Source organism: Paramagnetospirillum caucaseum (genome assembly GCF_000342045.1).
GTDB lineage: Bacteria > Pseudomonadota > Alphaproteobacteria > Rhodospirillales > Magnetospirillaceae > Phaeospirillum > Phaeospirillum caucaseum.
This window is the reverse complement of record NZ_AONQ01000001.1, coordinates 125,603-139,554: the sequence shown is the minus strand read 5'-3', so window position 1 is coordinate 139,554 and position 13,952 is coordinate 125,603. Positions and strand designations below refer to the sequence as shown.

Sequence of the window (13,952 nt, the reverse complement as noted above, 5' to 3'; positions counted from 1 at the left end):
GGCGTGTCTGGTCCGACCTTAATTCCCGATATGATTATAGTAACAAAAGCAATTTTTGAACGATCTGTCCGATTAAAAAACCCCCAACTCCTTGGTATTGATTTGCTTTTGGTTATATATTCCCTTGGTTCACCTTTCGACAATTTCCCACCTCTACAAGAAACGCCCCCGGTGCGTTCCAGCGCACCGGGGGCAGACATGTGCAGGGAGGTGGCTCAGCACATGCCGCTAATAGTTCATTAAAATCTAATTTTGCCACCTTTTGCGTAAATAGCTGGAACAACGCTAACTTTATTTATAATCATACGCATTTCACTTTGACCTTTCTGCTGTCTATTGCCCGCCTATCTGCTCGCATGATGATGATATCGATCAGGCGCTCTGCTCGGTGCGTTGCCGATTTGAGTGCATCAAGAATACCAATCAGACCGGCACCTAATGTCCCGTCTTCCGCAAAGTAAATATCATCATTATTGGATGGAGTGACGGATACGGCGTCAGTCGCCGAAACTGTTAGCTCATTTAGTCGCATATTTTTCCTCCATTTCATGTTTCCATAGAAGTATTTATGCGTAGTTACTCGGCAGCGTTTGTGACTTGAAGTGCCCTGTTTCTTGGCGGTATCTTGGTCTGATTTTGAAATTCCGCGACATAATGATCAATGCCCCCTCCAATCTCGAATGGATGGACCATTTGCACCACATGCAGCATCGTTGACATAGCGTTGATCCAGTCGAAGACATAGTAATCTGTCAGGATACGCCCGACCTTGTAGATTAGGGGGAGTGGTTGGCCGTCGTGAAGGAACCGAAATAATGCCTTTTCAAGATCAAAAATTATTGATGACGCAACCTTATCGGTCAGAAGATTTGGTCTGATTATAAGGTCAAAATACCCAGATACTTCCTTAACAACTCCAAGGCTTTGCGGGAACGCATTCCACAATGCGCCTGTAGCCTTTATGTATTGCCCAGGATCGCTGAAATCAGCATTGCATATCGGCATTGTGTCAAAGAAGTATTTTGTGGTGCCATTTTTTGGCATTTTCCTTCCAATTTCGTTTTCTAAGTCTTCAATGAAGGCAACATTGCACCGCCTTATATCTGCCTTCGTCATAGTTACAAGTTGCGGCGTTTCCTCGACGAACTTGATCCTGAACATCGTCAGATAACGCTTCTTATCCATCGGAAGAAAGTAATCGACAGCTATATGCGGATCATTTCTGTCGTATACCCGTCTACCTTTGGTCTCAAGCCATGAATCATGGCCTTTCTGGCCGAGGTTATCGAAAAGCCATTGACTGGCTTTTTCGCTTATCTCGGCCCGAACGGTCATTTTGAATTTTTCCATTTTGTCACCTTCATGTTTGCCCCTTGTCGCGGGGACTTTTTGCAAAGAAAAACCTGTGGAGAGGTGGCTTGTCCCCCGCAAGCCAACGGCTCGGCAGTTCGTGTTTGCCGCGCCGGAGGAAGCAGCCTGGGGATGGCAGCGAGGGAAATGTCCGACATCTCCCCGATGGAAGTGTCCATGGCTGCGATGCCATTCAGGTCCGTAGATACTCAAGGATCGAGACGGATGGTTCGGATCAGGCTAACCTTCTGCACGTCTTGATACTTTTCGATCCCTGATGACCATTCACACCGTCGAAAATCGCGCCCTTGTCCGTGATGTCCTGGATGCCAAGCCGCTGGCTTGGGACAGGCTTGTGCGCCGCATTGCCGATACGGTCTGGACAGCCTGCCGATTGCTCTGTGGTGACGACGCCGATTCCCGCGCCGCCTTTTCGGATGTCATGGACGGCCTTCGCGCCGATGGATTTCGGCGGCTGCGAGCCTATAACGGGTCCAGCAGGATCGAGACCTTCGTCGCCCTGGTGACCAGGGATGTGCTGGCCGAGCGGCTGTTGCGCCTGTTCAATGTCCATTCTGCGTCCGATGGCTGGGCCGCGTTCGAGCGGTTCTTCGCCGCCGACATCAACCGCATCATCAACCGCCGCCTTCCCGGAGCAGATCGTGCGGATTTACGCCAGGATGCCTACCAGGACATCTGCGTGGCCTTGATTGCCGATGATTACCGGCGGCTGAAGGCGTATCGCGGCATTGGCAGCTTCACCGGCTTCGTGTTGCAGATGGTTGATCGGCTGTTGATCGACTTCATCCGCAGCACCATGCCGCTGGGGCGGCAAAGAACCGAGGCCCAGACAACGGAATGGGAGGACATCCCCTCGGACCAGCCATCGCCGGAAGATGCCCTGTTGGAGCAGGAAGGGGACCGCCTGTTGTCGTTGGCATCCGAGGTTCTGCGGGAGGCCGCCGCCGCCCTTTCCGAGACGGAGCGCCTATACCTGCACATCGCATTGGGCAGCGGCGAACCTATCCCGGCGCGGGAGGTGGCGCGTCAGATGCGTCGCCCGGTGGAGGAGGTCTACAAGTTGAAGCAGCGGGTCATGGCCCGGCTGCGGGAAACCCTGGACAAACATCCAGCGGTCAAAATGTGGAAGGCGTCCGTCTAATGGTTCAGCGAGGAGACATCAGACCGTGACCCCCGGCACCCTTCATGCGCTGTTCGAGCGGCTTTTCGGCGATGCCGACAATGTGGCGGACAATGCTGCCCATCCACGCCAAGTCGCCCACCTTGCCGCCGATCTGGATCACGGCGAATCGGACACGCTGGATGTTGTCCAACTGGTCGCCTATATGGATGGTGGCTTGGACGAAGCCAAGCAGAACGACCTTCATGCTCGCCTGTCGCAATCGGCTGCTGCCTTGCACGACCTTGCCAGCGCCGATGCGTTCCTGGAAAACGTGGCGACATCACGGGACGCTGCCCCTGCTGACTTGGTGGCATCCACCATCGCCATGAGCCGACCGGCGGCGATATTGCCGTCGTCACCACGTCGGTCATTCCCAATCTGGAAATGGTCGGGAGTCGCGCTGGCTGTGACGGTTGCCGCCTTGGCCGTGTTGGTTATCGTCAGCCGCACCGCCCCTCCGACCGACACCACCCAGCCGGTTACCGCCAAGTCTGCTCCAACACCTGTTGCGCCCGCTGATGGCCCCAGGCTTGCCCAGCCTCAACCCCGCCAAGGGGAAAGCATGCCTCCCCCGGTGGTGGCCGGAGAGAAGACGGCTCCGACCTATCTGGCTCCGGCAGCATCCCAGGAAACCATGCCTCCGCCGTCAGCCACGAGGAGCATGCCGCAGGTCGCCCCCGAAGGGGGTGACGTCATGCCTGGGCCGAAGCCTTCTGTCCGCTAAGAAATTTTCCAGGAAAACCGGTGGAGTGCTCGTCTAACGGCTTATGAGGTCATCTCAGCCGTTGAGGCCACCCGGTGAAGCATAGCGTCCTTTTCGCAATGATCCTGAGCTTGTCGGCATCTCCTGCCGCAGCGACCGAGATCATTGGCGTCTGCTTCACCCCCGGCGAGGCCTGCACTGACCTGATCGTGGATCAGATCGCCAGTGCCCGGCGTCAAGTGCTGGTCCAGGCATATTCGTTCACCAGCCCCGATATCGTGACGGCATTGGCCGATGCCAAGCGCCGCGGCGTCGATGTCCAGGTGATTCTGGACAAGAGCAACGTCTGCAAGGACCGGGGTGAATGCGAGAAGAAAGGGGCTTTGGCGGCCAAAGCCCTGAAAGAGGCTGGGGTCCCCGTCTTCATCGACCGCGCCCATGCCATCGCCCACAACAAGATCATGGTCATCGACCAGAGCCGAGTTATTACCGGGTCATTTAACTTCAGCCAAGCTGCCCAGGACCGGAATGCGGAGAATGTGTTGGTAATCAGCGACAATGCGTTAGCCCATCGGTACAGAGCGAATTGGCGAGAGCACGGAGCGCATTCAACGGCGCTATCCCCACAGCAGAATCTTGCGAACAATCAAGGCATACTGGTGAACAGGCCGGGCCAATAGGCTTTCATCGTCCTGCGTCATTCTGAGCCATCTTGGCGCGATTCTTGAAGTAATCACTTTCGCGCTCGCCGGGGACGGTGGCTTGCTTCCATGACTTTCCGATCCGCTTCAGCATCTGGGGAACCATGAAAAGCGCCGAGATGGCGCAGAATACCCAATACACGACATTTTCAGACTGAGTTTGTCCAAAGGGGGAGTGCTCGGCAAGAATCCACTGCCCGAGCCAGAGGCCCGCCGAGAACAGCGCCACGGACAACAAGCAAACTCCGATTCCGATCAGGTTGTCGCGACGGGCGGTCTTGCCTCGGATGAAGCCGATGAGGCATATGCCGAGATTGATGAAAGACAGCCAGGACTGGAGGAACAGCTGAGTTGAGAGCATTCCCCAGAGCGGAGAAATTACGATGAGTCCGATCAGATATACCATTTCCATCCGCCTCTAAATGCAGGGGCGACGGCGCGCCCTCTCTTGATGTGTGCGTCGTCTCGTCCTCACCATGATGAGACCACCCGATTACCGTCGCCGATCAACTGAGGCGTCTGGGTGCGGCCCAGCTTGGCGGCCTCGGCGGGAATCTTCTCGGCAAGATAGGCTTCCAGCTTGGCGGCGGTGATGGTTCGGTCGGGACCGGCGGCGTCGCCCTCCAGGCCCTTCATCAGGAAGTAGCTGAACAGCCCATGCTTGGCCTGGGTCAGCGAACTGGACAACTGGTCGTTCCCGGCTGCGGCCAGGATCGTGACATTGGCAGGCACCGTCTGCTCCTTGGCCGCCACCAGGATCGGACGAGCGGAGGAAACCAGAGTCTCCTTGCCCCGCGTTCCGCCGGAATAGCAGGTGTCGAGGAACAAGGTGGCCGATTTAGCCCCACTGTCCACGATCATGTCGATCAGTTCCTTGCGGCGCAGGGCAGAGCGATCCAGCAGCGCGCGATTGCCGTCCTGGGGCAGCAGGTACAAATCCTTGCCGTCGTCGGAAGCGAGGCCATGGCCGGAGAAGAAGAGGAACACCTCGGTCTGGCCCCTGACCACCTGCGGCTTCAGCCATGTCAGAATGGCGGCCTCCACATCCACCCGCTGAGCATCGGCTCCAGTCAGCAGCTTGACCCGCGACGCCGGAACCCCCAGGGCACTGGTGGCGTAGTCGTAGAACCGGCGGGCGTCGTTTTCGGCGAATTCGGCGGGCGGGGCGCTCTTGTAATGCTCGATGCCGATAATTAGGGCGATGGCGTTGGGGCGAGACTTGCCGTTGAGGTGACCTGGAGACAATCTTGCCAGCGTCGTTTCAGTGGACGCGGTGATACGCGTCACCTTCACTGTGGCTTCGGCTGACTGCCCCCACTCGTCAGTCGCAACCAGTCGGATTACGCTCTCCCCCAAAGGAATGCCCCGGCGCACGGAGAACCCGCCACCGGACTGAAGAGGCACATCCGTGCCATCGATCTGGAGGGAGGTGATCCGCCCCTTGCTGGAAACGTTCCCGGCCACATCGATGGTGGAGGATGGGGTTGTGGCAACAGGCTTGACCGATAGAGTTGGGGCTGCTCCAGCGTGGGCTTTGGGAGGGGCAGCAACTTTCGGAGGGTCGAACTGATCGAAAGGATTGGCGGCTCCAGCTTGGGCGAATTTTTCCCAAGGGCCAGATAGGGTTTTTGGCTTCCACTCCCGGGCAAGCTTCTGGGCCTCGGTCAACTGGGCTGGGTTCATGAATTTGGCTGTATGATCCCTATTCTTTACCGCTTCTTGATTGCCATTAGCTGCGGCAAGGTTGAACCACATATGAGCCAGCACAAAATCTTGGGGAATGGCTCCGCCAAAGGCGTACATTTGACCGAGGCTGAGTTGGGCGTCCACGAACCCCTGTTCAGCGGCTTTGCGGTACCATTTAACACTTTCGGCGTAATCCTGGGTTGTTCCTTTACCCAGGGCGTACATGGCTCCAAGGCTACCTTGCGCCTCGACAAGCCCCTGTTCAGCGGCTTTGCGATACCATTTAACAGTTTCGGCAAAGTCCTGGGGAACGCCTCGGCCAATGGCGTACATTTGACCTAGGCTGTATTGAGCATGAGCAAGCCCCTGGCTGGCTGCTTTGCGGAACCAACTGACTGCTTCAATGTGTTCCTGAGGTGTTCCTTGGTCCCAAGCGAGCAAAATTCCGAGATTGAATTGGGCTGCCGCAATTCCTTGTTCTGCTGCTCTCCGATACCACTTATAAGCCTCGGTAAAATTTTTGGGGACTCCTGAGCCGCTAGCGTACCCGTTTCCAAGGTCGACCTGCGCCATGGTATTTCCCTGCTCAGCTGCCTTGCGATACCAGCGCATAGCCTCGGCGTAATCCTGGGAAACTCCCAGACCGTTAGCGTAGTAGGCTCCAAGGATACTCTGCGCCTCGGTATTTCCCTGCTCAGCCAGTGACCGTAGAACACTGAGAGCCGTCGTATAATCACCGCGCGAAGAGGCGGCCACTGCATCCTCAACTGACTGGGCCGATGCCATCGCGGTCAGGCATAGGAGCACGGCGGCAGCCATCGCCGACAACTTCGTCACCGGTCCCATTGCGCTATCCCCTTTCCGCCCAAGCATTGAACATAAGTCTCTCTTTGAGGTCGGTATTTACCCTGACAATACGGCCAGCCTTGCGTATATTGAACATTTCCATTCCCCTCTGGATAGCCTCCTGCCCGAAACGATAGCATGGCCACCTGTTAGGCCATAAGACGGACGTGGGAAGGATTTTTGCCAAGAATTTTTCTGCCATTCCCCGTCGGATTTGGATCGGAAATCTGCCTCGCCTCCTTTATGCTTAGCGGAATGCATCGGACGGAGGAAAGGCGTGACCAGAACCGTTATCAGCCCCGAGGAAGGGGAAGTGTTGCGGCAACTCTATGCGGAGTATGTTGCCGCCGTAAGCCAAGCTGGCGCCGTTTGCATCGCCAAGGGCATGGACTCGCCCGAATTCCAGGAAGCCGATAAGGCCGCAGGGGCAATCCGCCGACGCATCTACGAAATTCGAGGCGACGCAGATCAGCATTGGATGGCTTGAATGCCCGAGTGTGAGAGGCTATGTGCTGGTCGCTTACACCGTACATATACCTCGCGGACAAGCGGCAACAGGTCGGGGCTGATTGCCCGATCTAGCGATGCGGGCAAGTGGGACGTAACTGACGTTGATTTCTATATCCAAAGCTGCATGAAGTCCCCGCAATCAACTTAGGCTTCCTGAGCGATGTTCGCGGCAAATGGTGGCGTGCCCCCGCAACCAACTTGAACGAATTCGCCGCAGCCTCAAAAGCTGCGGCGTTTTTGTTTGTCCCGGCCTGAAGCAGCGCCACGATCTCGCCCTCGATCTCCACGCCATGTTCGCCCGCCTCGGCGTCCCAATGCACGATGCGGGAATGCCGACTCGAACCCCTGCACCAATTTCCGTTGCGAACCGAAATGACCGGGACCATATTTCCAGGAAGTTTCAGGAGGATGGTCATGGCGACCGGTAAACAGGTAGCGGCCATGGTGGTCAGCGACGACGGCATTCTGGGCGGGGTGCCGGTGGTGGCGGGGACGCGCATTCCCGCCGATACTGTCCTGGCGGAAGTGCGGACGGGCAAAAGCCGCTTCGATATTTTCCGGTCGTACCCGTCATTGCCCGCCGATGGCATCGACGCCTGCCTCGCCTGGGAAAAGGCGGGGCGTCCGCCATGCGCGATCCATTCCTGATCGACGAATGCCTGTCGCCCGATCTGGTGGCCTTGGCCCATGCCAGGGGGTATGACGCCAGCCATGTGGTGTTCCGGGGACTGACGGGGACCGCCGACCGTGACCTGCTGCCCATCATCCGCCACGAGGGTTTTGTCTTCGTCACCAACAACGCCAAGGATTTCCTGAAGCTTTACGCCAGGGAGAACATCCATGCCGGGCTGGTAATCATTGTTCCCGGCGGAATTCCGGCCGAGGTCCAGGTCCGGCTGTTCGCCGCCGTGCTGGATGAGGTCGAGGCCATGGCCGATCTGGTCAACCGGATCGTCGAGGTCTTTTCGGACGGATCGGTGGAAATCCGCGATTGGCCGATGGAGTGATGGCGACGGCATAGGAACTATTCCTTCCTGGCGGAGTCCACACCGGCCCCTTTCCGGGCATCCTGGATGTCCCTCTCCAAGTCCTGAAACGCCTTTGACGCCCGGACCTTGCCTTGCAGCAGGCTGTTCTTGTTGACCTGATCGACCAGGATGCGGTTGGCGCTGCCCAGCGGATATTGCAGCAGGACATAGGCGCGATATTGCTGCCCGGCGGGGACGAACTTCTTTTCGGTGATGGCGTAGCCGGACAGGTTAACCTCGGTGATCAGGTTGCTGGTCACCCGCTCGCTTTCCGCCATGACCTGGGTGTTCTCACCCGCGCCGGACTCCGACAGGAACTCCTTCATCTTGGACGACAGCTTGCTGTTGATGCGGTCGGCCAGGGACCGCTTGGCCCCCAGAACAGCCTTGTCCTCGGCGAACTGGAGGTCGGTGGAGGTGGCGGTGCCGGGTGCATAGATGGAGAACTCGTCATTCGGCGGGCTGGCATACCAGGACGGCAGGTCATCGACCGACGCCTTGACCGTCTCGGCGCGGACTTCCTGCTTCTTCTGTTCTTGGCTCGCGGTCCAGGCCGGTGATCCGGGCTGGGGACCGGCGCAAGCGGCGAGGGTCAATGCGCCCAGGATGGCGCAGAGGGCGGAACGGTTCATGTCTTCCTCCTGGTCAGATCGGTAAGGGCACCCTCGATGGTCCTGATCTTGGACTGCACCGGGACGCCGGATTGGGCGATGTCCTTGAGATCGGTGAGGGCGCGTTCGGCCTTGGCGTAGTCGCCGGTCTTGAGATAGGCCAATCCCGCGCCATAGAAGGCATCCGCCGCCTCGGTCGGATGGCCCGCGTTGAAATGGATGACGGCGCTGTTGTACCAAGCGAAGCCGTTGGCCGAATCGGCGGAGATCGCCATGCCATAGGCGGCCAGCGCCCGGTCATTCGCCCCTTTGGCGGCATTCACCGCCCCCAGGGCGTTCAGGTATCGGGTATTGCCACGATCCAACGCCACCGCCTTCAGGATGGCGGGTTCTGCCTGGGTGTAATCCTGATCCAGCATCAGCACCCGGCCCTTGAGGAACCAAGCCCCCGACCGGTTGGGATCGGCGGCCAGGACATGATCAGCAGCGGCCAAGGCACCGGCATGATCGCCTTCGGCCAGCAGCCGTTCCGCCATTGCCAGATCATCGACCAGGGCAGCTTGCTGGATCGGCTTCGGCGGCTCGTTCACCGGGTCATCCAGCGCCACCACAGCGTTGTCGGGAATGGTAGAGACCAGACGGCGGGCAAGATCATCGGTCACCCGCAAAATCTGTTCGTCACGGATGTTGCTGGCGGCATCAAGCACCCCCATGGCGACACCGACCGGATCGAGGGGGATGGAGCCGCCATGGCTGGCGGCAGTGTGATGGCCTTCCCACAACACCATGCCATCGGCGGCGCGAACCATCTTCAGATCGACCCCAACAGCAACGCGGGAATACAGGGCGAGGAAGGTGGTGCCATATTCGGTGATCTCGCCTTCCAGGATGGTGCCGCACTTGATCTGCTCGGCCAGCGCCTTGCGGTTGCCCTTGACCTGATCCAGCACATGGTCGATCCGTTTCAACCGAACCCCGCGCTTGGATTGGATGGAGAGGTGGGCATAGAGCGATAGCCGAACCTTAGCGGCATCCTCGGGGGTTGCCATGGGCTGGGACGGCGTTTTGATGGTCAGCGGCAGGATGGCGACGCAATCGGGCGGATTGGCCTTGTAAGAATCGTGGACCTGGAAGGTGACCTCGTTCATGCCCAGCCAGCCAATTTCGTCAGCACCTTTGTTGACGTAGGTGGGACTGGCGCAGCCGGTGGCGGCGGCCAGGGCGAGAACGACCGGCAGGGTGCGGGCGGCGCTCATTCGGTCCCCCGCACGATATTGTAGAGCCGACGCACGATGCGGCGATCCCCCTGGGGAATCTCGGCCACCACCCGGTTGAAGTCGTCCAAGGAATAGCTGTCGCGCAGCGCCATGGGCTTCTTGGTGGCGACCACCATCAGGTATTCGTCCACCATCTTGCGGCTCGATGGCTGACCGGAGGGGAAGCTCACCTTCAGATCGTAGCGTTTGGCACCGGCCTCGGTGGGAATGGTGACCGATTTGGCGATGCGGTCGGCTGCGTCGAATTGGTTCGGGAAGATGCGCCCTACCTGGGTGTCGCCCTTTTCATAGGGCAGCCACTGGAAAATTTGCACCGCCATGGGCTGGGACGGCTTCAGGGTGACGTTCAGATTCTCGCCGTCGCGATAGACCGTGTTGTTGAGTGCCACGCCGACATCGAAATTGGGGTCGGGCCTACCCTCGGCCACATGAACATCGGCCTCAAACGACACCACGCATTTGCGGAAGGTTTCAACCTCGACCATGGTTTCGACCTTGCGGTCGCGGATGGAGCGGATGTCGCCACCCACCATGGTCCAGACCGTCGAATTGCGGGCGCATTCGGCTTCGTCGCCCTGCTCGGTGCAGCGCATGGCCTCTTCCGACGACAGGGTTTCCCCGGTCACCTGACGCACGGCATCGGCGCGGGCGCGGGTTTCCGCCTGCTGGCAGGCTTCGGCCTCGGTCATCACCGGCGGGAAGATGTAGCTGCCGGAGGCCCGCACCCATTCGGCGGAGGCCGACTGAGGCGGAAGGGCGATCAGGCCGATGATGAGGACGCTCTTCTTCATCTCACTTCTGCCCGACGATCAGAACGGCGCGGGGAAGCATCTGCTGATACAGGTCTTCCAGACTCATTTCGGGCGGGGTGGATACGGCGGCGGCGGTCTTGCCCAGGAAGGCCAGGATGCGTCCACCCTTGATGCCGATATTCATGTCTTCCATCTGGGTGCCGGTCTTCTGATAGACGGCGGCACTGTCGGTCTTGCCGACCGCCACGCCCAGCAGATGGCCGCGCTTGTCGAATACCGGGCCGCCGGAATTGCCCTTGTTGATCTTGGTGGTCATCTGGAATGTGTTGGGGTCATTGCCCAACCCGGCGGCCTTGGCGACGATACCTTCGGTCAGGGCCGGTTGCTCGTCTCCCAGCAGGCTGATCAGGGGATAGCCCATGACGATGGCGGCGCGGCCAGCGGTGGGTTGGACGATATCGGCAATCGGGGTGACCGCCCCTTCTGGGAACGCTTTGTCGATTTCCAGCAGGGCCAGATCATCCTCATTTGAGACCTTGGCGATGCGGGCCTTGCGGACATGGCCGGTGCCGTTGCGCACATAGAGGGTGGTGATGCCCTCGACCACATGCCGATTGGTGATGATCTGGCGGCCACCTTCCAGCACCACGCCGCTGCCGGTCAGGATCGGGCTGCCGGGGGCGAAGGGGAACGGCTCGGGTTGGGCCAGGGCCACCGCCTGGGTGACCTTACGGGGCGGTGGTGGTGGTGCCGGGGCGGCTTCGACCGGTGGCCGAGGTTGAGCCTTGGGGGGCGGGGGTTCTTTGGGCGGAATTGTCTTTTGAGGCTCTGGTGGAATCGGCTTGCTCGGCTCCTCGACCGTCGCCTCTTGGGCTTTCCATTTGCCCTGGGGATCGACCACCTTGATCCATGCCGCCATGGCTTCGGAACGACCGATCTGACCGCGATCCAGATAGAGTTGACGGGCAGTGTCTCGTGCTTGAACTGCTTCGGCCTTGCGTCCGGTTGCCCAAATCATCTGCCCGAGTACATCGTAAGCCCCGGCGGAAGTTGGGACTTGGCGGGCGAACCGCTCCAGTTCCGCGATACCGGCGGTGGGACCGTCCTGTTGGGCCAGGAAACGGGCGAGGGTGATGGCGACATCCTCGGAGTTCTCGCGGTCCCGTTGGAGTTGGCGCAATCGGGTGGCAGCTTCGGCAGCTTTGCCAATGCGTTGATCGGCGCGGGCCAGCACCAGATGGGCAGCGATCAGATCGGGATCGCTTTTTAACGCCAGGGTCGCATTGCGCCGGGCCTTGGCAAGATCACCAAGGGCGAGATCGGCTTCGGCCAATCCCAGATAGGCTTCGGCTTCCCCGTCCAGGGACGCGAAAGACGCCTCCTCAAAGAACCCCAGAGCCTTGGCCGGTTTGCCGATGGAGAGGTAGATGCGTCCGAACAGAAGGTCGATCTGGGCGGAAGTGCTGGCCTCACCGGCATCGAGTTGCTTGAGGATGGCGACAGCCTGCTCGAACTGTTCTGCGTCGATCAGGCTCCGAGCCAGTTCCATGGAGGGGATGGGGTTGGACTCGGGAGCAGCAAGGGCAATTCCACTCAGGGCAAGAATGCCAACCGCCAGCCCAACCGTCTTCCGTGTGAAGAACATACCCATACCCCCGTCTGGATCGATCCACCGCACGAAACGATAGCATGGGTGATTCGTTAATCCATAAGACGGAGGCAATCAGATTTTTTCCGAAACAATTTTTGAGCCCCGCCTTTGTCGGCTACCTGGATGTGCCTCCCCACATCCTGCCTTCCTCTCAAACTCTATAAAGAGTCAAAAGCTTACGCTGCGGACAATGGAATTGCGCGACTGCATAAATAACCATTGATGTGGTGTGGCGATAGAAAGTGCATCACTTTTCAAGAAGACGTGGCTCCGTAACATAGCAAAGTATGAATATAATAGGAGGTTTATGATGAGCAGAAGATTATCCGTTAGGCATTGGCGCAATAGCCCCGGAGCCGCCATTGAGAGAAGATTGAAAATGCTGCGGGAACGATACCCTTGGCACATCACCATAGCCGCAGATGCAGAGGGCTACCAGTTCCTACAAAGCGTTTTGGCAGGGTGTCGTGGCCAACTCGAGGTGACCGACAATGGCGGGGGGGAGGTTACCTCCAAACATTTGGAGGCGGTGTTTCATAGCAGTCTTGGATATGGGGCTTTCACGGTCTGGACAACCGAGCAAGATGATATTTCGATAATTAGAGCAACTCTGCATCCATCTGATAGCACTCCACGAGCACTGGAAGACCGATTTCCAGCCAAGGTTACGTTCTACATAGACTCTGGCGACATAGAGGATTTTGCGTGCCGCTTTGAGATGACTGACAACGCGACTTATGCGGTGATGGTCGGTGGTGTCCAAATCCAAGACGGCGATCATTTGCTTGATGTCGCCGACGAGTGGGGCGAAGTTCCAGTCATGCTGTGCCAAGTGGGTCCGCGCCAAGCGCCGGATGAGATTCGTTGTTGGCTGGATCAGCATGACCAGGACTGCGAGTGATCAGCGTTGATCCGTTGAACGAGATTGCCCTTGGGTCAAGGCGATAGAGTTTAGCTGTCACGTCGGGCGACCAAAGTGACCATGGATGCAGACTTTGGGGGCGCATTGGGGACGCAAGACAATATGGTTGGCCCCGCCCCCTGGGGGCGCGACATAGCATACTGAAAAATATAGATAAATTGGCGCAACCGGTAGGATTCGAACCTACGACCTCTGCCTTCGGAGGGGTTGTATTGTCTGCTATGTCATTGTATTTGTTGATTAATTTCATTGTCGGTTGTTCGTGTGTATCGCTTGTGTATTGATACGCGTTTAATGCCAAATTCTACCCCTGTTTTAGACGCACTTCCAGCGAACAATCCGACCATTGGACAGCGACACCTAAAGATTCTTTCTACTTGACCACAATGGAACAAATAGTGAACATAAGCCCATTGAATTTGAGAGGAGGAACCGATGGCTGTTCGTGTGCTGTTTGCTGTGGATTATAACCATAAGCCCTTCTGTATGGTTCGGGCGGGTGACTTCCGTTCAGCGGTCAAAAACGCTTCTGGCTTTCTGGCGATGCCGCTGAATGGGCAGGCTGGCTATCGTGACCCGACTCCCGATGAAGTTGCCAAATTGACTGCGAGGCGTCCCACCGATGGGGAACGATACGCCTTCGCCGTGATGCAGACCCAATTTGGTGCTGGTGGAGAAGTTGAACTGGCGGCAGTCCCGTTGGGTCGCTGAACCCTGCTGACATCATCTCGG

16 protein-coding genes are annotated in these 13,952 nt (G+C 58.2%); 8 read left to right on the top strand and 8 right to left on the bottom strand.

What is annotated here, in order from left to right:
- Positions 1-301: 301 nt before the first annotated feature.
- Together H261_RS24685 and H261_RS00610 are read right to left on the bottom strand one after the other, a co-directional pair.
- Positions 302-532 (bottom strand): hypothetical protein, encoded by a 231-nt coding sequence (locus H261_RS24685; protein WP_152426620.1) that lies wholly within the window; start codon positions 530-532, stop codon positions 302-304.
- A gap of 44 nt (positions 533-576) precedes the next feature.
- On the bottom strand, positions 577-1,335 hold the full coding sequence (locus H261_RS00610; RefSeq protein WP_152426619.1) for a hypothetical protein: 759 nt from the start codon (positions 1,333-1,335) through the stop codon (positions 577-579).
- A 292-nt stretch (positions 1,336-1,627) separates the two neighbouring features.
- Between H261_RS00610 and H261_RS00605 the strand changes: the two genes are divergently transcribed.
- The 3 genes from H261_RS00605 (at position 1,628) to H261_RS00595 (ending at position 3,916) form a co-directional block, all read left to right on the top strand.
- Positions 1,628-2,512: an RNA polymerase sigma factor gene (locus H261_RS00605; protein WP_008613163.1), complete on the top strand. Its 885-nt coding sequence runs from the start codon at positions 1,628-1,630 to the stop codon at positions 2,510-2,512.
- A 25-nt stretch (positions 2,513-2,537) separates the two neighbouring features.
- The gene (locus H261_RS24680; protein ID WP_152426618.1) at positions 2,538-3,257 is read left to right on the top strand and encodes a hypothetical protein; all 720 of its coding nucleotides are present in this window, start codon (positions 2,538-2,540) and stop codon (positions 3,255-3,257) included.
- Positions 3,258-3,331: 74 nt separating this feature from the next.
- Positions 3,332-3,916 carry a phospholipase D family nuclease gene (locus H261_RS00595; RefSeq protein ID WP_235062831.1) on the top strand — a complete coding sequence of 195 codons (585 nt, stop codon included), beginning with the start codon at positions 3,332-3,334 and terminating at the stop codon, positions 3,914-3,916.
- A gap of 4 nt (positions 3,917-3,920) precedes the next feature.
- Here H261_RS00595 and H261_RS00590 read toward each other — a convergent pair whose 3' ends face one another.
- Complete coding sequence (locus H261_RS00590) at positions 3,921-4,343, bottom strand: hypothetical protein (protein WP_152426617.1); 423 nt, start codon at positions 4,341-4,343, stop codon at positions 3,921-3,923.
- A gap of 65 nt (positions 4,344-4,408) precedes the next feature.
- Entirely contained in the window at positions 4,409-6,469 is a 2,061-nt protein-coding gene (locus tag H261_RS25295) for a caspase family protein (RefSeq protein ID WP_161624993.1), read from the bottom strand.
- Between the two features lie 277 nt (positions 6,470-6,746).
- Here H261_RS25295 and H261_RS00580 point away from each other — a divergent pair, with 277 nt between their 5' ends.
- From H261_RS00580 to H261_RS00570, 3 genes are all read left to right on the top strand, one after another.
- Positions 6,747-6,956: a hypothetical protein gene (locus H261_RS00580; RefSeq protein ID WP_008613144.1), complete on the top strand. Its 210-nt coding sequence runs from the start codon at positions 6,747-6,749 to the stop codon at positions 6,954-6,956.
- A gap of 437 nt (positions 6,957-7,393) precedes the next feature.
- The gene (locus H261_RS00575) at positions 7,394-7,627 is read left to right on the top strand and encodes a DUF433 domain-containing protein (protein ID WP_161624992.1); all 234 of its coding nucleotides are present in this window, start codon (positions 7,394-7,396) and stop codon (positions 7,625-7,627) included.
- A complete protein-coding gene (locus tag H261_RS00570) occupies positions 7,609-7,986 on the top strand; it encodes a DUF5615 family PIN-like protein (RefSeq protein ID WP_008613142.1) in 378 nt (125 codons plus the stop codon). Before H261_RS00575 ends, H261_RS00570 begins: the two co-directional genes overlap by 19 nt.
- Positions 7,987-8,003: 17 nt before the next feature.
- Here the strand turns inward: H261_RS00570 and H261_RS00565 are convergent, their stop codons facing one another.
- Genes H261_RS00565 through H261_RS26460 form a run of 4 tightly spaced genes read right to left on the bottom strand, consistent with a single transcriptional unit; the run spans position 8,004 to position 12,292 of the window.
- On the bottom strand, positions 8,004-8,639 hold the full coding sequence (locus tag H261_RS00565) for a hypothetical protein (protein ID WP_008613141.1): 636 nt from the start codon (positions 8,637-8,639) through the stop codon (positions 8,004-8,006).
- Positions 8,636-9,874, bottom strand: a complete 1,239-nt coding sequence (locus H261_RS00560) for a tetratricopeptide repeat protein (protein ID WP_008613140.1) — start codon at positions 9,872-9,874, stop codon at positions 8,636-8,638. The genes H261_RS00565 and H261_RS00560 overlap by 4 nt, the downstream gene beginning before the upstream one ends.
- On the bottom strand, positions 9,871-10,686 hold the full coding sequence (locus tag H261_RS00555) for a DUF4384 domain-containing protein (RefSeq protein ID WP_008613138.1): 816 nt from the start codon (positions 10,684-10,686) through the stop codon (positions 9,871-9,873). Before H261_RS00555 ends, H261_RS00560 begins: the two co-directional genes overlap by 4 nt.
- 1 nt (position 10,687) lies before the next feature.
- A complete protein-coding gene (locus tag H261_RS26460) occupies positions 10,688-12,292 on the bottom strand; it encodes a serine protease (RefSeq protein ID WP_040475530.1) in 1,605 nt (534 codons plus the stop codon).
- 385 nt (positions 12,293-12,677) lie between these two features.
- On the opposite strand from H261_RS26460, the gene H261_RS00545 reads away from it, so the two are divergent.
- Together H261_RS00545 and H261_RS24675 are read left to right on the top strand one after the other, a co-directional pair.
- Positions 12,678-13,199: a hypothetical protein gene (locus tag H261_RS00545; protein ID WP_008613132.1), complete on the top strand. Its 522-nt coding sequence runs from the start codon at positions 12,678-12,680 to the stop codon at positions 13,197-13,199.
- A gap of 456 nt (positions 13,200-13,655) precedes the next feature.
- Positions 13,656-13,931 (top strand): hypothetical protein, encoded by a 276-nt coding sequence (locus tag H261_RS24675; protein WP_041039077.1) that lies wholly within the window; start codon positions 13,656-13,658, stop codon positions 13,929-13,931.
- Positions 13,932-13,952 lie beyond the last annotated feature (21 nt).